This window comes from Methylobacterium sp. P1-11, from assembly GCF_008329595.1.
GTDB lineage: Bacteria > Pseudomonadota > Alphaproteobacteria > Rhizobiales > Beijerinckiaceae > Methylobacterium.
In genome coordinates this window covers 176,468-196,335 of sequence record NZ_NPKS01000009.1, presented here as the reverse complement: position 1 = coordinate 196,335, position 19,868 = coordinate 176,468, and the positions used below count along the sequence as shown (strand labels likewise).

19 protein-coding genes are annotated in these 19,868 nt (G+C 70.8%); 13 read left to right on the top strand and 6 right to left on the bottom strand.

Annotated elements, in window-relative coordinates; genetic code table 11:
• The first annotated feature begins 129 nt into the window (after positions 1-129).
• Positions 130-447 carry an HPr family phosphocarrier protein gene (locus CIW48_RS11930; RefSeq protein ID WP_149310962.1) on the top strand — a complete coding sequence of 106 codons (318 nt, stop codon included), beginning with the start codon at positions 130-132 and terminating at the stop codon, positions 445-447.
• A gap of 6 nt (positions 448-453) precedes the next feature.
• On the opposite strand, the gene nth is transcribed toward CIW48_RS11930, so the two are convergent.
• From nth to CIW48_RS11910, 4 genes are all read right to left on the bottom strand, one after another.
• The gene (gene nth, locus CIW48_RS11925; protein ID WP_149310961.1) at positions 454-1,182 is read right to left on the bottom strand and encodes an endonuclease III; all 729 of its coding nucleotides are present in this window, start codon (positions 1,180-1,182) and stop codon (positions 454-456) included.
• Positions 1,183-1,245: 63 nt separating this feature from the next.
• Positions 1,246-2,109, bottom strand: coding sequence for a GNAT family N-acetyltransferase (locus CIW48_RS11920; protein WP_149310960.1), 864 nt, complete (start codon positions 2,107-2,109; stop codon positions 1,246-1,248).
• A gap of 101 nt (positions 2,110-2,210) precedes the next feature.
• Entirely contained in the window at positions 2,211-3,302 is a 1,092-nt protein-coding gene (locus CIW48_RS11915) for a GTP-binding protein (RefSeq protein WP_149310959.1), read from the bottom strand.
• 66 nt (positions 3,303-3,368) lie between these two features.
• Positions 3,369-4,886 carry a D-alanyl-D-alanine carboxypeptidase family protein gene (locus CIW48_RS11910; RefSeq protein WP_149310958.1) on the bottom strand — a complete coding sequence of 506 codons (1,518 nt, stop codon included), beginning with the start codon at positions 4,884-4,886 and terminating at the stop codon, positions 3,369-3,371.
• A 268-nt stretch (positions 4,887-5,154) separates the two neighbouring features.
• Between CIW48_RS11910 and queE the strand changes: the two genes are divergently transcribed.
• From queE to CIW48_RS33910, 6 genes are all read left to right on the top strand, one after another.
• The gene (queE, locus tag CIW48_RS11905; RefSeq protein WP_149310957.1) at positions 5,155-5,787 is read left to right on the top strand and encodes a 7-carboxy-7-deazaguanine synthase; all 633 of its coding nucleotides are present in this window, start codon (positions 5,155-5,157) and stop codon (positions 5,785-5,787) included.
• A gap of 102 nt (positions 5,788-5,889) precedes the next feature.
• Positions 5,890-7,281: a hypothetical protein gene (locus CIW48_RS11900; protein WP_246695211.1), complete on the top strand. Its 1,392-nt coding sequence runs from the start codon at positions 5,890-5,892 to the stop codon at positions 7,279-7,281.
• A complete protein-coding gene (locus CIW48_RS11895; RefSeq protein ID WP_246695210.1) occupies positions 7,278-8,813 on the top strand; it encodes a hypothetical protein in 1,536 nt (511 codons plus the stop codon). Before CIW48_RS11900 ends, CIW48_RS11895 begins: the two co-directional genes overlap by 4 nt.
• A 179-nt stretch (positions 8,814-8,992) precedes the next feature.
• On the top strand, positions 8,993-9,289 hold the full coding sequence (locus CIW48_RS33915) for a hypothetical protein (RefSeq protein ID WP_246695209.1): 297 nt from the start codon (positions 8,993-8,995) through the stop codon (positions 9,287-9,289).
• 1 nt (position 9,290) lies between these two features.
• A complete protein-coding gene (locus CIW48_RS11885) occupies positions 9,291-12,494 on the top strand; it encodes a tubulin-like doman-containing protein (RefSeq protein ID WP_246695208.1) in 3,204 nt (1,067 codons plus the stop codon).
• A complete protein-coding gene (locus CIW48_RS33910) occupies positions 12,442-12,840 on the top strand; it encodes a hypothetical protein (protein WP_246695207.1) in 399 nt (132 codons plus the stop codon). Before CIW48_RS11885 ends, CIW48_RS33910 begins: the two co-directional genes overlap by 53 nt.
• An 8-nt stretch (positions 12,841-12,848) precedes the next feature.
• Here the strand turns inward: CIW48_RS33910 and CIW48_RS11880 are convergent, their stop codons facing one another.
• Positions 12,849-13,760: a hypothetical protein gene (locus tag CIW48_RS11880; RefSeq protein ID WP_149310955.1), complete on the bottom strand. Its 912-nt coding sequence runs from the start codon at positions 13,758-13,760 to the stop codon at positions 12,849-12,851.
• A 175-nt stretch (positions 13,761-13,935) separates the two neighbouring features.
• Here CIW48_RS11880 and rfbC point away from each other — a divergent pair, with 175 nt between their 5' ends.
• The 4 genes from rfbC (at position 13,936) to rfbA (ending at position 17,430) form a co-directional block, all read left to right on the top strand.
• Entirely contained in the window at positions 13,936-14,487 is a 552-nt protein-coding gene (gene rfbC / locus CIW48_RS11875; protein ID WP_091787777.1) for a dTDP-4-dehydrorhamnose 3,5-epimerase, read from the top strand.
• Positions 14,488-14,579: 92 nt separating this feature from the next.
• Positions 14,580-15,629, top strand: a complete 1,050-nt coding sequence (gene rfbB, locus CIW48_RS11870) for a dTDP-glucose 4,6-dehydratase (RefSeq protein WP_149310954.1) — start codon at positions 14,580-14,582, stop codon at positions 15,627-15,629.
• Entirely contained in the window at positions 15,629-16,534 is a 906-nt protein-coding gene (rfbD, locus tag CIW48_RS11865; protein WP_149310953.1) for a dTDP-4-dehydrorhamnose reductase, read from the top strand. The genes rfbB and rfbD overlap by 1 nt, the downstream gene beginning before the upstream one ends.
• On the top strand, positions 16,531-17,430 hold the full coding sequence (rfbA, locus tag CIW48_RS11860; protein ID WP_091787788.1) for a glucose-1-phosphate thymidylyltransferase RfbA: 900 nt from the start codon (positions 16,531-16,533) through the stop codon (positions 17,428-17,430). The genes rfbD and rfbA overlap by 4 nt, the downstream gene beginning before the upstream one ends.
• Before the next feature lie 31 nt (positions 17,431-17,461).
• Here rfbA and CIW48_RS11855 read toward each other — a convergent pair whose 3' ends face one another.
• Positions 17,462-17,728 carry a hypothetical protein gene (locus tag CIW48_RS11855; protein WP_149310952.1) on the bottom strand — a complete coding sequence of 89 codons (267 nt, stop codon included), beginning with the start codon at positions 17,726-17,728 and terminating at the stop codon, positions 17,462-17,464.
• Between the two features lie 169 nt (positions 17,729-17,897).
• Between CIW48_RS11855 and CIW48_RS11850 the strand changes: the two genes are divergently transcribed.
• A complete protein-coding gene (locus CIW48_RS11850) occupies positions 17,898-18,995 on the top strand; it encodes an OpgC domain-containing protein (protein WP_149310951.1) in 1,098 nt (365 codons plus the stop codon).
• Positions 18,992-19,858: a GDSL-type esterase/lipase family protein gene (locus CIW48_RS11845; protein ID WP_244514150.1), complete on the top strand. Its 867-nt coding sequence runs from the start codon at positions 18,992-18,994 to the stop codon at positions 19,856-19,858. Before CIW48_RS11850 ends, CIW48_RS11845 begins: the two co-directional genes overlap by 4 nt.
• Positions 19,859-19,868 lie beyond the last annotated feature (10 nt).

Here is a 19,868-nt window from a genome sequence, read left to right as displayed (position 1 = left end):
CGGCGACGTCACACATCCGCTCGTTCGACCACACCTGCAATGCTGCGGGATCGACATGCTCGGTCAATGGTTTAGGTTCGGCACGGGCGGCCGCCAGGGCCGCCGATCGGGCGGGAAACACCACGGGCGATGGACGAGCTTTTCGAGACCGATGACGATCCACCGGTTCCGGAGGGCGGCCTTCTCCGCAGGCTACCGATCATCAACAGGCGGGGCCTCCATGCCCGCGCATCCGCGAAATTCGTGCAGACCGTGGAGCGCTTCGACGCCGCCGTGACCGTGACCCGCGCGGGCGAGACCGTCGGCGGGCGCTCGATCATGGGTCTGCTGACACTGGGCGCCGCCATGGGCACGTCCATCGCCGTCACCGCCGTGGGCCCGGATGCGAAAGGCTGCCTCGATGCCATTGAGGCCCTGCTCGCCAACCGCTTCGGCGAGGACGAGTAGCGCGGCTCAGGCCGCCGCAGGGTCCGCCTTGCCCGGCCACTTGCACAGGTTTGAGACGGGGCATCGCGGGCAGGCGGGTTTCCGAGCGGTGCAGGTATCGCGCCCATGCCGGAACAACCAGACATGGGCGTTGTCTTTGAGACTTTCGGGGGCGAGGCGGGCGAGGCCGTCCGCCACCGCGTCGACTGTGGGTCCCGGCGCCAGCGGGATCCGGTTCGAGACCCGGAACACGTGGGTGTCGACAGCGATCACCGGTTCGTGGAAGGCAAAGTTCGCCGTCACCTCGGCGCTCTTGCGGCCAATCCCCGGGAGGCGGCGCATCTCCGAGGCCGTGCGCGGGACGGCGCCGCCGTACTCCGCGAGCAGGGCCGCCGACAGCTTGACGATGTTGCGCGCCTTCGAGGGTCCGAGCCCGACCGGCCGGATGATCTCCGTGATCCGGGCCTCGCCGAGCGCGACCATGCCGGCGGGATCCCGGACATCGGCGAACAGCGCGTCGGCGATGCGGGAGACGGTCGGACCGGTGGATTGAGCCGAGAGCAGCACGGTCACGAGCATGCGGAACGGATCGATGCGGTCGAACCCGGCCTTCGGGTCCGGGTCCCTTTCCGCGAGACGTCCGAGCACCGCGGCCACCGTGTCGGCGTCACCGCTCGCGTACGGTCCGGATGCCGTCCCCGCGACCGCCGTCCGGCTCGGAGCGGATCGAACGCCGTGGGGGATGTCGCGGGTCATCGGCGCCAGCTAGGGTCCGGCGCCCGCCCTCGACAGGCTCCGCGCGCGCGGCGGATTGACCGCTCAGGCCTCGGCGCGCCGCCAGGGCACCGAGGCGGAGCCGGCGCACAGATGGAGCGTACCGGCCACGACCGCGCCGGCCCTGCGCAGGATCTCGACGCGCAACGCGCCGCGGCGGGCGAACAGGCGGGTGACCACCCGGACCAGCGAGGCCTCCGCCGGATCGGCGATGATTGGTCGCGCGGCCGTCCGGGCGTCGAGGGCGAGGAAGGTCTCGACCGCGTCGCGGACGGCGGCCGGATCGGTCACGGCGAGGATCTCGGACTCTGCGGCCTCCCAACCCTCAGGGCGGATGCCGATGAGGTTCCCGACCGGAACCGACCGCGGCGGTGCTGAGCGGCGCGCCGCCAGGGGCAGACGGCGCAGCGTCGGCTCCGACACGGGTGCGGCTTCACCGACCAGGCAGATCGGGCGGCGCAGCGCTCCGAGCCGCGCCCGCAGCGCTCGGTCGACGGCCTCAGCGGCCGCCCGCTCCACCAGCCCAGCGGCCTCGGTCCCACCAGGCTGCCAGCGCCGTGTACGGCCGCCCAAAACCGAGCCAGGCATCGCCAGCGGGACGACGCCACGCAGCGTATCGCGGCCCGTGCCCCTATCCTGGCTCCAGGCGAGGGCGACGGCGACCGGGCGGCCGCCCGGGCGGTGCTGGGCCAGCGGCAGCAGATGGTCGGGATCCCGCAGCGGGTCGTCGACGGCGTGGCGCACCAGCAGGGCCCGCCACGCGCTCACGGCCCCTGCGTCCACGGCGCCGGGCCGATGGAGGTCGACCCGCCACGTCTCAGAGTGCGGGGCAACCTCTGAATCCGGTGCCGCCGCGCGGTCCGGCCACTCGGACCGGCCGCCCTGTATCACGGTGAAGCGTCGCACCATCCGCGTGTCCTGCCTCTCGACGATCCGTCCCGATCCGGGACGGTCCGGCGCCTCCGCGGCGCCGTTCGGGTCGATGGCTTCAAGGACGGTGCCGCCGGACGTCAGGGGCCCGGGATGGCAAGCGGGTTGTCGGTAAGTGCGGCGGCATCGGGCGCGTCGATCCTCGGGCGACCCAGAAAGGCGTCCCAGAGCTGGCGCACGAAGGCCGGGTCGAGGTCGTGCAGGATCAGAACGAGCCGCGAGGTGTGGTCGGGATCGGGCCAGGCCGGCAGGGTGATCGGCGCGTGGAACACGTGCTGGACACCGTGGACGACGAGGGGACGCTCGGGATCGTCGGCGAGGGCGACGATCCCCTTGAGCCGCAGCAGCTTCGGCCCGTGGCCGGAGCGCAGGAGATCCATAAACATCTCGAAGGCCGCGCGCGGTACGGGCGCCGCGCTGGTCAGGCAAATCGCCTGGATCGACGCGTCGTGGCGGTTCACGTCGCCATGGTGGTGATCCTGCTCCAGCGCCGCGTCGCCGAGCCAGGCACGCACGTCGGCCGCCTTGCCGTCGAGGCCGAACAGGCCGCCGAGGAGCGTCTCCGCGGGGGCGTCCGGCGCGACGATCGGAGCAGCCGGGTTGAGCGCCGCCAAGCGCCCTCGAATCCCCGACAGGTCACCCGCGAGATCGGCCTTGGTCAGCACGATCCGATCGGCGACCGCGACTTGCCGCAGGGCTTCCGGATGGGCGTCGAGGGTCTCGGCACCGGTGAGCGCATCCACCACTGTCACCACGGCCTGGAGGCGGTACCGCAGCACCAGATAGGGATGGTAGATCAGCGCGTGCAGGATCGGCGCCGGATCGGCGAGGCCCGTCGTCTCGATCACGACCCGCCGGAACGGCCGGATCCGGCCGTTGTCGCGCTTGCGCAGCAGATCCTCGAGAGTCGCGATCAGGTCGCCCCGCACCGTGCAGCACAGGCAGCCGGCGCCGAGCAGGATCATGTCCTCATCGACGGTCTCGATGAGCAGGTGATCGAGGCCGATCTCCCCGAATTCGTTGACGATCACCACCGTGTCGGCGAGCGCCGGATCGCGTAGCAGCCGATTCAGAAGGGTGGTCTTCCCGGCTCCCAGGAAGCCGGTGAGCACGGTCAGCGGGATCGGCTCCGGGCGTCGTGGATCCGGAGCGGGTGCGAGGGTCTCTGACATAGGCGGCGAAGTGGGGTGCGTCGGCGTCCGCGGCAACGCGGCCATGCGCGGGGAACCCCGCCAACCCTACTCGTCGGCAGCCGCTTTCTTGGCAGCCGACTTCTTAGCCGGAGCCTTGGCGGCGGCCTTGTCGGACTTGCTCTCGGCCTTGGCCGGCACCGGCTTGTGGGCGGCTGCCTTGGGTGCGGGCTTCGTCAGCCCCTTGCCGGGCTTGGCCTCGGGCATCCCGGTCGTTTCATCGGCGGTGTAGGCGCTGGCGTTCCGCGGCATGCCATGACCGGGCTTCGCGGCGACCTTCGGAGTCGATTTGGCGGCGGCCTTCGCGGCCTCGGCCCGCTCCATCCGCGCTGCGCGCGCCTGCTTGGCCGCCTCCAGGGCCGCCATGCGCTTGGCCTTGGCAGCCTCGAGCTTGGCGGCACGGGTGTTGGCGGCTGCGGCCTTCTGCTCGGCCTCCTGGGCCTCGAGGATCTGCTGGCCCTCGGCCGGATTGCGGCCGATCCAGACGGCGACCGGCTGGAGCGGCGCCCGCGGCGGCAGGGACCGCGCCCGCAGTGCCGGGTTGGAGAAGGCGGCCAGCGCCAGGGCGGGCGAGTTCGCCGCCGAGCCGCCGATCAGCTGCGCCGCCGAACCGGGGGCGCTCAGCGCGCCGGGACCGTCCTCGATGTCCGGGGGCTTCTTGCCGCCGCACACGAAGGGGCGCATGTCCGGGGGCGCGGGGCTCGCCGACGGCGGCAGCGCATCGAGAGTCGGGCTCGTCCAGCCGGCGCTCTGGCTGAAGGCGTAATCGAACAGGTCGGCGGTCTTCACGTCACGCTCGCGCGGGGTCGGCTGTCCCATCACGATGGTGACGATCCGCCGGCCATTGCGCGTGGCGGTCGCCACCACGTTGAACCCGCCCGAGCAGATGAAGCCCGTCTTCATCCCGTCCGTGCCGGGATAGCGGCCGAGCAGGCCGTTGTGGTTCGCCATCACGGCGCGACCGAACTGGATCGCTGAGATCGAGAACAGGTCATGGGAATCCGGAAAGTCGCGGATCAGAGCCCGGGCGAGAACCGCCATGTCGCGGGCGGAGGTCCACTGTCGCGGGTCCGGCAGGCCGTTGGGATTGTACCAGCGGCTGTCACGCATGCCGATCCGCTGCGCGGTCTCGTTCATCAGCGCGGCGAAGTTGTCGATGGAACCGCCGAGGGACTCGCCGATCGCGTAGGCGACGTCGTTCGCCGACTTGACCATGATGATCTTCAGGGCGTTGTCGAGGGTGAGCTGCGTCCCCGGCTTGAAGCCCATCTTCGAGGGTGGCTCGGCGGCGGCGGCGGCCGAGATGGTGATCATCGAGTCGAGCGAGACCCTGCCCTGCCGCACGAGATCCAGGGCGACGTAGGTGGTCATCAGCTTGGTGATCGAGGCCGGGTACCAGGGGTCGGTCGGCGCCTGCGCGTAGATGACCTTGCCGGAATCCACGTCCGCTACGAGGATCGGCACCGTCACGGCGTTCGCTGCGCCGATCCCGACCAAGCCTGCACCGAGCAGACCCGTCAGCGCCGCAAGCCCGACGGTGAGGCGTCGGTAGAGAGAAGAGGACATTCGAGCCCGACTCGTCAGAGGATCGCCTGGGTCGACGCAACGGGGCGTCGGTTTTCCGGCCAGCCAGCCGGAGAGCGGCGCAACCCGGACGGCCGAAGGCGGTCGCCGGACTGCATCTCGGCATGAACGAGTCCACCATGGCAAGAGCAAGGCGAGATCGCACAGCGGGTCTGCACGGCGCGGTTGTCGGTGGCCCACGGCCGCCGCAAGGCCTATGTGCAGGCCGAGCGCGGGAGGCGGATCGCGCGCGCATCTGACTGGGACGATTGTGGCTTACGCGGTCAAGGAGATTTTCCACACGCTTCAGGGGGAGGGCGCACAGGCCGGGCGTGCAGCCGTGTTCTGTCGCTTCGCCGGATGCAACCTCTGGTCGGGACGTGAGGCCGACCGCGCCGCGGCGGCGTGTCGGTTCTGCGACACCGACTTCGTCGGGATGGACGGGGAGGGCGGCGGACGTTTCGCGGATGCGGCCTCGCTCGCCGGCGCAATCGCCGCCACCTGGGCGGGGGGCGCCGAGAACCGCTACGTCGTCTTCACTGGCGGCGAGCCGCTGCTCCAGCTCGACACATCCCTGATCGCGGCCGTCCACGCGGCCGGGTTCGAGATCGCGATCGAGACCAACGGCACGCTGCCCGCGCCCGCCGGGATCGACTGGATCTGCGTCAGCCCCAAGGGGAACAACGCCCTGGCCCAGACCACCGGCCACGAGCTGAAACTCGTGTACCCGCAGGCGGATGCCGATCCCGCGGATTTCGTCGGCCTCGCCTTCCAGCACCGCTTCCTCCAGCCGATGGACGGGCCGGATCGGGCCACCAGTACCGAGGCGGCGATTGCCTATTGCCGCCGGGATGCCCGCTGGCGACTGTCATTGCAGACCCACAAGATCATCGGCATTCCCTGAGAAGATCAGCGCAAGACGAGGGACGTCTCTCGGAAGTCCTCTTCCCATCGCGCGAAGACTCGGAAACGATCACGACCGCGATTCAGTCGCGGAACGGAGCCGGTGAGCGCCGATGGATCCTTTCCACAGCCGTGGAATATCTCTGCTCCGTCGCGGAATGCGCCGGAGCACGAATGCGATGGCATCTGGCCGATCGATCCCGACCCGCACCTGACGAAGCTGTCCGGCCGCCAGCACTGGCATTTCCGGGCGGGCGTGCCGGTGGGAATCAACGTCAACGGCGTCCGGATGGACGCCGGCGATGCACGGACCGCCCTGCTGGGCATCCGGCGGGACGCCCGTGCCCATCCCTACCCGGCGACCTTCACACATGCTCCGGCGACCGGAGAGCCTCTGCGCAGTCCGACTGTGGCCGAGGAGCCGGCCACGCTCGACATCGACCGTGACAGCGTCTTCGAGATTTTGCTGCCGAGCGGCGTGCCGGTGCTGGTCCAGGCCGGGCGCCATGCCGGGCTCTACCTGTTTCAGGAGAACTTCGGCGCCTTGGAAATCTGGGATGGCCGGGCGTTCCGGTCCCTCGGACGGCTGCCCGCCGCGGCACCGGGAACCACGCTGACGGCGACTCCCGAGGGGATCTCCTACACCACCGCCGACGCGCTGGTCTCAGTGGGCCTTCCGCAACTCGGCCCGCGCCTCGCCCTCGGCGAAGGCGGCCTGCCACGCCTGCGCTTCCTCTCGGCGCCGGGCTGGCGTGGGACCGAACTCCTCGCTCTGGCGGAACGGAACGGACGCCTCGTCCTGTGCCAGGGCTCAGTCGGGGTGGATGCGCTCGACCTGCGGGACCTTGGCGGATCCTCGTCCGGGACGCCATTCTGCGGCCCCTGGATGAATCGTCTGGGCGACATGTTCTGGACCGGATCCAACGGGTTCGTCGCGTGCCGTGCGGGCGGCCCAGACGGGAACCTCGTCGCTTGGCCGGGCGGCTTCGTGCCGATCACCGCTCAGGCACCATGGCGCGACCGGGCCGACCAGCATCACCAGCTCGGCACGCTGGACGGCCGCTACCATCTCGCAGCCGTGACCTCGGACCCGGCGCTCAACCGACTCGACAGGCCGCGGCTCGCCGCCGGGTCGGCCGCCTACTGGGGTGCCGACCGTTTCGACCTGCCCTGGCAGGCACCGGCCGAGACGCTCACGCTCGGAGCGCATGCGGGCGCTCTGTTGCTCCCACTGCTGGCATTGCAGCGGGATACCGTGCTGCTCGCCCTCGCCATCGACGGTCCGCGTGCCGCATTCCTGAAGGATGTGACCCTTCCAGAGCCCGCGACCGGACACGTTCTGCACCATGCCCACGGGGCAGGCCTTCACCGGCTTCCGATCACCTTGGAGGTTTCCGCCCTCCGCGATGCCGGCGCCCTTCTGCACGACGGCACGCTGCATCTCTGGACGCGGTCCGGGCGCAGGTGCCACGCTCTACGGCTGCGAACGGCATGAGCCCGCTGCTGACCCGCGCGATTCTCGCGCTGCTCATCACCGGAGCGGCACCGGCTAAGGCGGACATAGCGCCCCGGCAGCTCGTCCTCGTTCAGGATTCCGGCTGGATGGAGCCGTTCCTGAGCGCCGAGGGCTCGCAATTTCGGCCGTTCATTGAGGCTCTGGCGGCCGCCATCCGCGTGCCGGGCGGCACGATCGCAATCGCGACCTTCGATCAAGACGGTCAGGTGCCGGAACGGATGTCACCGCGCATCCTGTACGCGGGTCCCTACGCGGCAGCGCCTATCCGATCCGCGGTGGCGGCGATCGACCTGCCGCGCAAGGCCGGCGGACAGGCCTATGCCGATGCCGATTTCAACGGCGCCCTACTCGGCGGCATCCGGCGCGGGCTGCACGGGCGAGACGGCGTCATCTGGATGGTGACGAACAACAAGAACGCCCCGGGCAACAGCCCCGCAGTCGAGCGCAACACCGCCGCCTTCTACGCGGCGCTTCGCGATTCTTCCGCGATCACCCGGATCGCTGCCTACCCGGTGAGGATGCCCCTGAAGGGCCGCAACTTCGATGCGTCCGGATTTGTGGTTTACGGCATCGGATATGGCGCGGGCGGCCAGCGTCCCCTCGAGGCGGCCCTGTCGTCGGGTGGTCTGGCGGCTTTGTTCAGACATCCGCCGGTCAACCTAAAGCCGGTTCTCGCCGGCGGCGTGACCCTGCGGTTCGACAAGCTGGACAGCGGCGGTCTTCAGGCCGGCCTGGAGGACGGCGTGCTGGTCGTCCGAGGGGCGGACGCCGCGGCGGGGACCGTTCTGCGGTTGATCGGGCACCTCGACAACGGGCTCTATCCGCAACGGATCGTCGCCGCGCGGCTCATCCTGCGCTGGAGCGCGTCCGGCCCGGAAGCGGCTTCCGCGCGGGCGGCCATCTTGCCAGACCGGGTCGCCAACCTGCCACCGCAGGGCGAGTGCGAGGCGCTCGCTGTGTCCTTGACTCTGCCGCCGGTCCCGCGGCCGGCGGGCCTCGGCGGTCTGCTCTCCGGCCAGCGCGCGGTCGACGGCGCACTGAGCCTGCAGCTCACGGAGCTGCGCCTCGGCCTCGATCCTGCGTTCTTGGAGCGTGTACGGCTGATCTTCGGCAGCAGCCTCCTGATCGGCGACCAGATGACCGGAGAAATCGTCACGCAAAACGGCACGTTAGAGGATCGCCTGCCCAGCCTGTTCCGTGATTATCGCAGCGTGTCGGAGGCCGTGGTCACACTTCCGGTCCGGATCGAGGCTGGGTTCTCGCCTTGGCCGCTCATCGCGGCCTCGACCGGCGCGCTCGCGCTCCTCGGCGTCGGCTTCCTCGGCGCAGCCGCGACCGGGCGCCCTCGGACCTGCACGGGGATGCTCGGCGCCTTCCCGAGGCGCGCGATCCTACGGCCCTTTCGCACCACGATCCTGCGGGCCCCGGATGGCAGCCATTGGCGGGTGCGCGCCACTCTCTGGGGACCGGCGCGGGCGCATCGCCTTGCGGAGGTCGAATCCGGCGCATGATCGGTTCGTTCGACAGAGGAATGCCGCCACAGGGGCCGCTCCCGATTCAGGCGCCTAGCGGAGCGGATTTCCGCATCCCGCCTCCGCAGGGCCTCGGCCCACAGGCGGAGCCGCCGCTCAAAACCGGGCGCGCGGTCGGTGCAGCGAGCCCGTTCGCCGGCCTCGACCGCGCGCCGACAATGTCGGAGATCACCCTCGGCAGCGTCGCACTGATGGTCCTGGCCGTCATCTTCCTGTTCGTCCGCCAGGGCGTCCGCGTCAGCCTGGTCGATCGACGCGCGACGCTCCACGCCGCCGCCGGGGCGAGTCGGACCCTGTTCGCGGCCCTGATGGTCACGGCCACGGTTCTGATCGGCGCCACGGTCGGCCGCCTCTGGCAGGCCTGGGCCGGCCTCACCGTGGCCTTCGCCCTCTGCGCAATCCTATTCGCCGCCGCCCTGGCGCTGATCCTGCGCGCGCCGGACCGGAGACGCTGACATGACGGACGACGCGCGCCCCGCAGGCTCGGAGACGCTTCTGAAGGTCCGTCCGACCGTCTTCGTCGCGCTGGGTGGCACCGGCATGGAGGTGTTGCTGCGCCTGCGCCGGCGCATCCTGCAGGCGGAGTGGAATGGGACCCGGATCAGCGCCATCGACCAGTTCCCGGCAGCCGCCTTCCTGTACTTCGACACCGATACGCTGGAGGCCCGCGAGGCCGGGCGCGCCGCCGCCACCGACCCGTTCTCGACCAAGGTCGCCTTCCGGGACGGGGAGACCCTGCAGAAGGCGGTTCATCTCGCGCGCTATCAGGCAGAGCGACGCAGCTACCCGCATATCGACGAGTGGCTGCCGGACCGCGACCTGTCGCGGATCGATGCATCCAAGGGTGCCGGCCAGATCCGCGCGATCGCCCGCCTGCTGTTCTTCGACGCGGTGCGCCCGTTCCTGGGCCGGCTGGCCGCGAAGGCGGCCGCGGTGCTCGCCAACATGTCGAACGAGGCGCAGCTGCGCGCGCTCGGCCTCGATACCGCCACCGACCTGCGCGTCGTGGTCGTGGCCTCGGTGGCCGACGGCACCGGCTCGGGCGCCGTGATCGATGCCGGCTACGCAATCTCGTCGCTCGACACGCCGAAGCGGCCGGACGCCGTCGATCTCTTCCTGGTCCTGCCCTCGGGCTATGCCGGGGCCAACAAGGACCGGGTCTTCGCCAACGGCATGGCGACCCTGTCCGAGCTCGAATACGTGATGCGCGGCAAACCCGAACCGCCCTATGTCGAACGCTGGGGCGACCACGAGCCGGTGGCGCCCGGGGTCGAGCGGACCTTCACCGATGTCTACCTGTTCGACACCCAGAACCTCGCCGGCCAGCGCACCGCCGCGGTGAGCGACCTCTACGACATGATCGCCGATGTGCTGTTCGAGGATTTCGGCAATTCCGAATTCTCCGGCCGCAAGCGCTCGACCGGCGTGAACCAGACTCAGCACAAGATGCACAAATGGGCGCCGCCGGGCCCGGACCGCGCGGCCCGGACGGCGCTGTTCTCCCTGAACTACTCGGCGCTCGGGCAAGCCGTGCTCGCCACCCGCGGGAGCCTGGAATTCGAGGAGGCCGCCGCCCGCGCCGGACTCGGCATGGTCGCGGCCTTCTTCGGTGTCGCCCGGGGCGAGGCCGAGCGCCATGTCCCGACCGTCGAGGCGCGCGACCGGTTCGCCGCCGACCGGCTCGGCCTGCGCTTCTCGGCCTTCGAGGCCTTTCCGAAGGTTCTCCGTCCGGCGCCGCCAAGCCTCCCGGAATACGACCTCGTCGGCCTGCTCCTCCAGCGGGCCGACGGCTCGTCGATCCAGGAATCGGTCGTGCTCGCCGCGGACGTGGCGGTCGACGCGGTCCGCGAGGAGATCGCCAACCCGCGCGACTGGGCGCCGAGCCTGCGCCAGGCCGCCGAGCGCCTGCGTGACGACATCCTCGGCCGCGCGGGAGCCGGCACCGTCTACGGCCCACGCGGCGCGGAGGTGCTGGATGTGCGCGCGCGGCTCGAAGCCGTGTGGCTCGCGGATCCGGACGGCACGCTGGCCGCCGCGCTCTATCGCCTCCTCGATGATCAGGAGCGGGGCGGCCTCGACTACACCCGCGCCCTGATCGAGGGGGTGAAGGACCTGATCGAGGCCGAGGGCGGGGCGCTCGCTCGCCTCCAGACGGCGGCCGACACCTACGGCCGTCTCGCCGACGCGGTGACGGCGGAGCATTTCTCCGCCTCGCTCAGCCGGCTCGAGCAGGTCCGGCCGGGCCTGATCGTCTCGCATCGGCGCGACGCCGAGCGCTACCTGGAGCAGGCCCGCGCGGATCTGCGCGGCGCCTGCATGCTGCGCATCCGGTCGCTGGCCGCCCGCGAGGCCGCGGAGCTGCTGCGGCGGGTCGCGGCGCGCCTCGGAACCCATGTCGGGCGCGATCCCGAGACCGGCCTCCCGCGCCATGACGGCCTGCTCGGCGCCATAAACCAGGGCCACGACGACGTGGTCCGGCTCATGACAGCGCTGCGGCTCGACATCGCCGAGATCCGCAACACCATCGAGCGGCCCTGCGGCGGAACGTTCCTGGTGCTGCCCTCCGGAGACCTGTCGGAGATCGCGGTGGCGCCGGCCGAGCGCCTGGCCCGGGCCCGGGAGGCGTTCCGGGCCTATGGCGGCTCCCGGGCCGTTTTCGCGCTGCTGCGGGAGGAGGACAGCCGGGCGGAACTGCTCGATGCCGTCCGCACCATGGCGCGGCGGCGCCTCGCACCGCATCGAACTCGCATCCCTGCGGCGCTTGACGCCCTGCGCGAATTGCCCTCCGCCCGGCAGCGCGAGACGCTGGCGCTGATGCTGCTGCGCTGCATGCCGTGGATCGACGCGCGGTTCGACGCCTTCAGCCCGAGCGGCGACCAGTTCAAGACGATCCTGGCTGTGGAGGGTGCGCACGCCTTCCAGGCGGAATTCGGCGCGATCCTGCGTGCAAGCCTTCCGGCGGTCCTCGGAGCCGGCGAGATCGGCTTCATCGAATCCGGTCAGCGCGGGCGGATCGTCTGCTATTGCGAGCTGTCGGGTATTCCCCCTCGACGTGCTCGGCCCCCTGCGGCGCGACTGGCGCCGCGCCTATGCGCAGGAACTCGACCGCCTCGACGCGATCCCGCTCCACAACCACAAGGATTATCTCCGCTTTCCGGACCCGGTGGCGCCCACGGCCGAGGAGACGGAGGCCCTGCGCGAGACCTTGGCGCTGTTTCTCCGCGCGGCCTGCCTCGGGCTGCTGCGGCGCACGCCAGAAACCGGCCTGTGGCGCTTCGAATTCGAGCCCGGCGATTGGCGCAGCGTCGGTTCCGAGCGAACCCTGCGCCGCAAGCTGTTCGACCGGGTTCAGCACGGCGCGATCACGGCGCAGCTCGCGCGGGCCGAGGCGGCGCTGTCGCCGGTCCAGACACTGGCGCTGGCGGCGCTGTTTGCCTGGACCGCCAAGCGCGCCTACGCCCCACGGCGCGAGACCGTGAATTTCGACGCCGAGGCGCGGGTGGATGGTGTCGGCCACGGCGTGGCACAGGCGCTGGCGAGCCGCTGGCGTCAGGCGGCCATCGAAGCCGGCCCGCTGCCGGGAAAGGCCGACCGGCTCCACGACGCATTGCTGGCTCGGATCGAGGACTGGACCAGGCCGGTTCCCGGGAGCCTCGGTGACCTGCCGCCCGAGGAGGCCAACCGCGACACGGCCGACCCGCCGGTCTTCCGGGCCGTCGACAAACGGGCGGTCGATACAGCGGCCTTCGCGACCGACGCCCTGCTGCGCTTGGTCGACCCGGCAGCACCGGCCCTGTCGGCCCTGACGGAGGCGACGGCGATGCGCTTCTACCTCTACCGCGACGCGGTGCAGGGGCCGTATCCGCTGTCCGCTCTGGCCGGGATGGCCCGATCCGGCAGCCTGAGGGCGGACACGCCGATCCATCCGCTCGGGGGCGCGTGGATGCAGGCGAGCGGCCATCCCGATCTGGCGCCGCTCTTCACGCCGGCGCCGCCCGACTTCTGACGTCCCGGTCAGCCGACCATGACCCTCCGCTGGGCGCGCGCCGCTCGGATCGCCAAGCGGGCGAACCGTCCGTCGGCGCGCACCGTATCAGGATCCTGCCCGGCCAGGATCGCGCGGCGCAAGGCGACAAGCGCGGGATCGCCCCAGGCGTCGAGCACGCGCCCGAACGCACCATGGCGTCCGGCATCGAACGGGATCGGCCGTCCGGATCCGTCCCGGGCGGGATGGGCCGGATGCAGCGCGCCGCAGGGTACCCAGCCCTGCGGGATCGGCGCGGTGGCCGCATGGGTCCGACCGAGCCGCAGCCATGACGGCAGGATATGGCTCCGCGGACCGACCCCTGCGGCGGCCGGATCGGTCTCCGCAGCGAAGACCTCGATGCGCGCGAAACGGGTGAGGAAGATCCGGTCCAGGCGCGAGGCAGACGCACGCAGGATTTCGACGTCGCCGGAAGCCAGGAGCGGCCGGCCCGCCAGGGCCCGGAGCCTGCCGATCCGCTCGGGATCGACGACGCGGAGGCAGGCATCCACAGCGCGCAGGCCGAGGCCGACGTCGAACAGCGCCGCCAGGCGATCCTGCGGCCGGATCGCCGCCGCGTCGGGCCCCAGTTCGGTCAGCACGGTGCGCCGGCCCATCGCGCAGGCCGCTTCGGGAAGGCAGAGCGCGACCGACTGGCTCCAGCCGTCGGTGAATCCGGTCTCGTAGGCGACCGGCCTGAGATCCGGCGGCACCGTGAAGGCGAGGCCGCCGCGGGCCGTGAGGAGGCCGATCCGCCCATCCGCGAGCAGCCGGGCCGGCTCCTCGGAATCGCGCGCGAAGACCGCGCCGGCCCCGTAGCTGCCCAGGCTCCACGTGCAGGCCGGATCGGCCAGTTGGGCGCGCAGCAGAGCGTCCACCGCGGTTCCCGGTCCGGCCGTCATCGGCTCCTCGCATGCACGCCACCGCAGCCGGCACGCCTTGACACGGGCGGCGAATGACCGGAAGTCGCGATGCATCACCGAGGTTGCGGTCAACAGGGCGGGCGCGCGACCCGGAACGACCGACGCGGAGACGTCCGCGGGACCTCTCGACGGGATCCGCAAGAAGGGCGCTGGCATGGACGTCATCGAGACCGAGATCCCGGACGTGAAGCGCATCGTCCTGAAGCGCTTCGGCGATGCGCGGGGCTGGTTCTCCGAGACCTTCCGGGTCGATACCCTGGCGCGGGCCGGCATCACCACGCCGTTCGTGCAGGACAACCAGTCCTTCTCGGCGCCGAAGGGCACGATCCGCGGCCTGCACTTCCAGATCGCCCCCCGCGCCCAGGCCAAGCTGATCCGCGTGCTCCAGGGCGCGATTCTCGACGTTGCCGTCGACATCCGCAGCGGCTCGCCGACCTTCGGCCGATACGTGGCCGTGACACTGGACGCCGAGAAGGGCGAGCAGCTCTACATCCCGCACGGCTTCGCCCACGGTTTCTGCACCCTGACCCCCGACGTCATGGTCGCCTACAAGGTCGACGATTATTACAGCCCCGAGCACGACCGCGCGCTCGCCTGGAACGATCCCGAGGTCGGGATCCCGTGGCCGGTCTCGGGCGAGGCGGCGATCCTGTCCGACAAGGACCGACGCGCGCCGCGGCTGGCCGATCTCGGTCCGGTGTTCTGATCCGCGCGTCCCGGCCGCAATTTCGTCACGCCGGCCAGTCTTACGCTGCCCGGCTTTTCAGTTTTTAGACCTATCCGAAGAGGTACTCCGCCATGCGCATCCTGGTGACCGGAGGCTGCGGCTTCATCGGCTCGGCGCTGGTGTTGCACCTCGTCAACGATCTCGGCCACGACGTCTGCACCCTCGACGCGATGACCTATGCGGCCAACCCCGTCTCGCTGGCGCCGCTGGCCGACAACCCGCGCCATCGCCTCGTCGAGGCTGACATCTGCGACCGCGCCGCCGTGCAGCAGGCCTATGCGGAGTTCAAGCCCGCGGCGGTGATGCATCTGGCCGCCGAGAGCCACGTCGACCGCTCGATCACCGATCCGGGCGCCTTCGTGCGCACCAATGTCATCGGCACGCAGACCATGCTGGACGGTGCCCGCGGCCATTACGAGGGCCTGTCGGAGGCCGAGAGGAAGACCTTCCGGTTCCTCCACGTGTCGACCGACGAGGTCTACGGCTCGCTGCCGCCGGACGCGTTCTTCACCGAGGACAGCCGCTACGATCCGCGCTCGCCCTACTCGGCCTCGAAGGCCGCCTCCGACCACCTCGCCCGCGCCTGGCACGAGACCTACGGCCTGCCGGTGCTGGTGACCAACTGCTCCAACAATTACGGGCCGCGTCACTTCCCCGAGAAGCTTATCCCGCTGATGATCCTCAACGCCCTCGAGGGCAAGAAGCTGCCCGTCTACGGCGACGGCCTGAACGAGCGCGACTGGATCCACGTCGAGGACCACGCCAAGGGCCTCGTGGCCGTGCTGGAGCGCGGCCGGATCGGCGAGACCTACCTGCTCGGCGGCCGCGCGGTGCGCAACAACCTCGCGGTGGTGAAGGCTTTGTGCGCGGCCTTCGACCGGCTGCGCCCGCAGAACGCCCCGCACGAGCAGCTGATCAGCTTCGTGGCCGACCGTCCGGGCCACGACCGGCGCTACGCCATCGATTGCAGCAAGGCCGAGGCCGAACTCGGCTGGCGCCCGCGGAAGACCTTCGAGCAGGCGCTCGAGGAGACCGTGGCGTGGTACCTCGCCAACGAGGCCTGGTGGCGCCCGATCCGCGAGGGCCGCTACAAGGGCGAGCGCCTGGGACTCAACGGCTGATGGACGTCCTCGTCCTCGGCGGCGCCGGTCAGGTCGGCACCGAGCTGCAGGCCCTGTCCTGGCCGAACGGCGTCACCGTCCACGCACCGGACCGCGCGGCGCTCGACATCACAGATGCAGACGCCGTCGCGGCGGCGCTCGCCGCCCGCGACTACCGGGCGGTGATCAACACAGCCGCCTACACGGCCGTCGACAAGGCCGAGTCCGACGTGGTCGCGGCGTGGCGCCTCAACGCGCTCGCCCCGGCGATCCTGGCGGCCGCCACGGCCGCGCGGAAGATCCCGCTGGTGCACGTCTCGACCGACTACGTCTTCGCGGGGACGAAGCCGGACGGGGCCTATGCGCCCGACGCGCCGATCGACCCGCAGAGCGTCTACGGCGCCAGCAAGGCCGCCGGCGAGCTGGCGGTGCGCACCGGCAACCCGCGCCACGCCATCGTGCGGACCGCCTGGGTGGTGAGCCCGCACCGGGGCAACTTCGTCAAGACGATGCTGCGGCTCGCGGCCGAGCGCGACGCCCTCACCGTGGTGAACGACCAGCACGGCTGCCCGACCTCCGCCGCCGACCTCGCCGCCGCGCTCGCGACGATCGCGCAGCGCATGGCCGCGGATCCGGACGCGCCGTCCGGCACGTTCCACTGCGTGAATGCCGGCGACACCACCTGGTGCGGCTTCGCCGAGGCGATTGTGGCGGGCTCGGCCCGGCGCGGTGGCCGCACCGTGCCGGTCAAGGGCATCGCGACCTCCGCCTATCCGACACCGGCTCGGCGGCCGGCCAATTCGCGCCTGTCCACCGACAGCCTCACGGCCGCCTACGGCATCGCGCCGCGGCCGTGGCAGGCGGCGCTCGACGACATCCTGGACCGGCTCGTCGGGCCGGTTTCAGAGGGAGTTTCCAAGCCATGAAGGGCATCGTTCTGGCCGGCGGATCCGGCACGCGCCTGCACCCGGCCACGCTGTCGATCAACAAGCAGCTCCTGCCGGTCTACGACAAGCCGATGATCTACTATCCGGTCTCGGTGCTGATGCTGGCCGGCATCCGCGAGATCCTGATCATCTCGTCGCCGGAGCACCTCGACAATTACAAGCGCCTGTTCGGCACCGGCGAGCAGTTCGGCGTGAGGTTCTCGTACGCGCTCCAGCCGCGGCCCGAGGGCCTCGCCCAGGCCTTCGTGATCGGGCGCGACTTCGTGGGCGACGACGACGTGGCGCTGATCCTCGGCGACAACCTGTTCTTCGGCGCCGGCATGGGCGAGCTCCTCGAGCGCGCATCCGGCCGCAAGCAGGGCGCGACGGTCTTCGCCTACCATGTCGACAACCCGCAGGCCTACGGCGTGGTCAATCTCGACAAGACCGGCCGCCCGACCAAGATTGTCGAGAAGCCGCAGACCCCGGAATCCACCTGGGCGGTGACCGGCCTGTACTTCTACGACAATCAGGTGCTCGACATCGCCGCCGACGTGAAGCCCTCGGCCCGGGGCGAGCTGGAGATCACCAGCGTCAACGAGGCCTATCTCCAGCGCGGGCAGCTGCACGTGGAGCGCATGTCCCGCGGCTATGCGTGGCTCGACACCGGGACCCACGACAGCCTGCTGGAGGCGAGCGAGTTCGTCCGCACCCTGCAGAACCGGCAGGGCCTGCAGGTGGCCTGCCTGGAGGAGATCGCCTACCTGCAGAAGTTCATCACCCGCGACCAGCTCGTGGCCCGCGGCGAGATGTTCGCCAAGACCGCCTACGGGCAGAACCTGCTGCGCCTCGCCCGCGAGACCGAGGACGACCTGCGCCTGCGCCGCGGGAAATAGGCCGCTTCACCGTCGGCCGGGCGCGCCCGCGCTATTTGGGCGCGCAGCCGATGCAGATCCCGCGCATGAGCTTGTCGTTGTCCGCCTCCCGCGGCGTGCGCTCGAGGCGATCGTCCGGCGTCTCGGCGCCGGCGCCGCGGCTCGGCGGCATGACGCGGCCGACCGACGAGGTGTTGGGCGCCGTCGCCGTCGAGGCGGGGCCGCCGCCGGTGCCGGTCTGGACTTGCGCCAGCGCGGCGCCGGTCGCCAGGACCGGCAGGAGCAGCGCGAGGCTGAGGGTGGTGAGCGGGCGGGTCATGGGTGCGGAACTCCGTGCCGGGCCATAACGCGGCTGTGACCATCCGGTTCGACCGGACGGGCCGATCCCCACCTTTGTTCGCCTTTGCAGAACCGATGCGGCGCCGTATCAGGAGCCGCGTTCCCGCCGCCGACATTCTGAAGCGTCGAAACTCGGAGCCGCCGCGACGATGCGGGACCCCAACGCGATCGACTTCTGGCGCGGCTTCGCCCTGATCACGATCTTCATCAATCACATCCCCGGCAACACCTTCGAGCGCTACACCTTCTCGCAATACGGCATCTCGGACGCGGCCGAGCTGTTCGTGTTCCTGGCGGGCTGGTCGATCGGCATCGCCACGCGGGGACGCGACGGCAATCCCGAGCCGCCCGGCCGGAGCGTGGTGCGGTTGCTGGCCCGCACCGTCGAGGTCTACCGGGCGCAGCTCACCGTGATGCTGCTTGCGCTGGCGCTGATCGCGGGCGCGGCGCTGCTGCTCGACAATCCGCTGATCCTCGAATGGCACAATGCCGGCGGTTTCTTCGCGGACCCGATCCAGTCGGTCTGCGGCATGGCGCTGCTGACCTACCAGCTCGGCTACTTCAACATCCTGCCGCTCTACGTGCTGCTGATCGGAATCGCGCCCGTCTTCGTGCTGGTCGGCCGCGTCAGCCTGGTCGCGGCCCTGGCTTTGTCCGTGGGCGTCTACCTCGCGAGCCTCGTGTTCGGCTGGAACCTGCCGTCCTGGCCGGGGGAGGGGGACTGGTTCTTCGATCCGTTCTGCTGGCAGCTCCTGCTGGTGCTCGGCTTCGTGCTCCAGGGCTGGAACCTGCGCACCGATCTCCTGCGCCGCTGGTCGCGGCGCCTGTTCCCGGCGGGCGTCGCCATCGTTCTCCTGGGAATCGTGCTCGCCGTCGCCGAGATCCGCCCGGATCCGATGCTGGTTCCGGAGCCGCGTCTGCTCTTCACATTCGAGAAGACCTACCTGACACCGGCGCGACTGGTTCATTTTCTGGGGGTATTGTTAGCGTTTGCGCCCCTTTACGCAGTGTTGGCACCCCGAATCGGCCGCGTCGTCGGTTATCTGACTCAGATGGGCCGGAACTCGCTGGCTGTCTTCTCGATGGGCTCGATCCTGAGTCTCGTCGGGCAGCTCGTGCGTTTCCAGACAGGCGGCGGCGTGCTGATCGACATGCTGGTCGCCGGCTCGGGCCTCGTCGGGCTGGGGTTTACGGCATGGTTCGTCGAATGGCGCAGCCGCAGCAGATCGTCACGACCGCGCACATGAGGCCGGTGCAGCCTTCCGCCTGCCCGACCCGGGCCTTCCTGACGCGGCTCGCCCCGGCGCTGGCGGCGCTGGCAATCCTCGCGGGCGGGAGCGCCGCGGCCGAGCAGCCCGCCAATCCCTTGGCGGGCGAGGCCGCCCTGTCGCTGGAATGCCGGGTCCCGGGGGCGCAGCTCTACACCGTGGCCCAGCTCGGTGCCGTCAAGGCGGCGCTGGCGGAGAACCGCCCGCTCAAGATCCTGGCGATCGGCGGCAGCGCGGCCCCCGGCGCGTCGGCCTCCTATCCGGCCAAGCTCGAAGCCGCCCTGGAACACGCCCTGCCGAAGGTCGACGTGACGATCGACCACCGCGGCCTCCCGGGCGAGATCGCCTCCGGCGCCGCCGAGCGCCTGCGCACCATGGTGGCCGAGGCCGAGCCCGACCTCGTCGTGTGGCAGGTCGGCACCCACGATGCCATCGCCCGCGTCGATGTCGATGCCTTCGCGAGCGCGCTGACCGAGGCGGTCGGCTGGATGCGCTCGCACGGGATCGACGTGGTGCTGGTCGACCCGATCTACACCGCCAGCATGGCGGCCGATGTCGACTACAACCGGATCGTCGAGGCCGTGCGGACCGTGGCGACCCAGCAGGGCGTGCCGCTGGTCCGGCGCTACGAGGCACTGCACTACCTGTCGAGCCGCACCGACAAGGGCGAGGGGCACATGCTCGGCCGCCAATTCCGGCTGAACGATCTCGGGCTGCGCTGCATGGCCGAGCACGTGGCCCTGACGATCGCCACCTCGCTGATGCGGACGGAGGCACCGCAGGAGCCCAAGGCGGCCCCCGCGCAGCCGCCCTTAACCGAGCCGCAACGCGCCCCGGGCTAGACCGGACGGC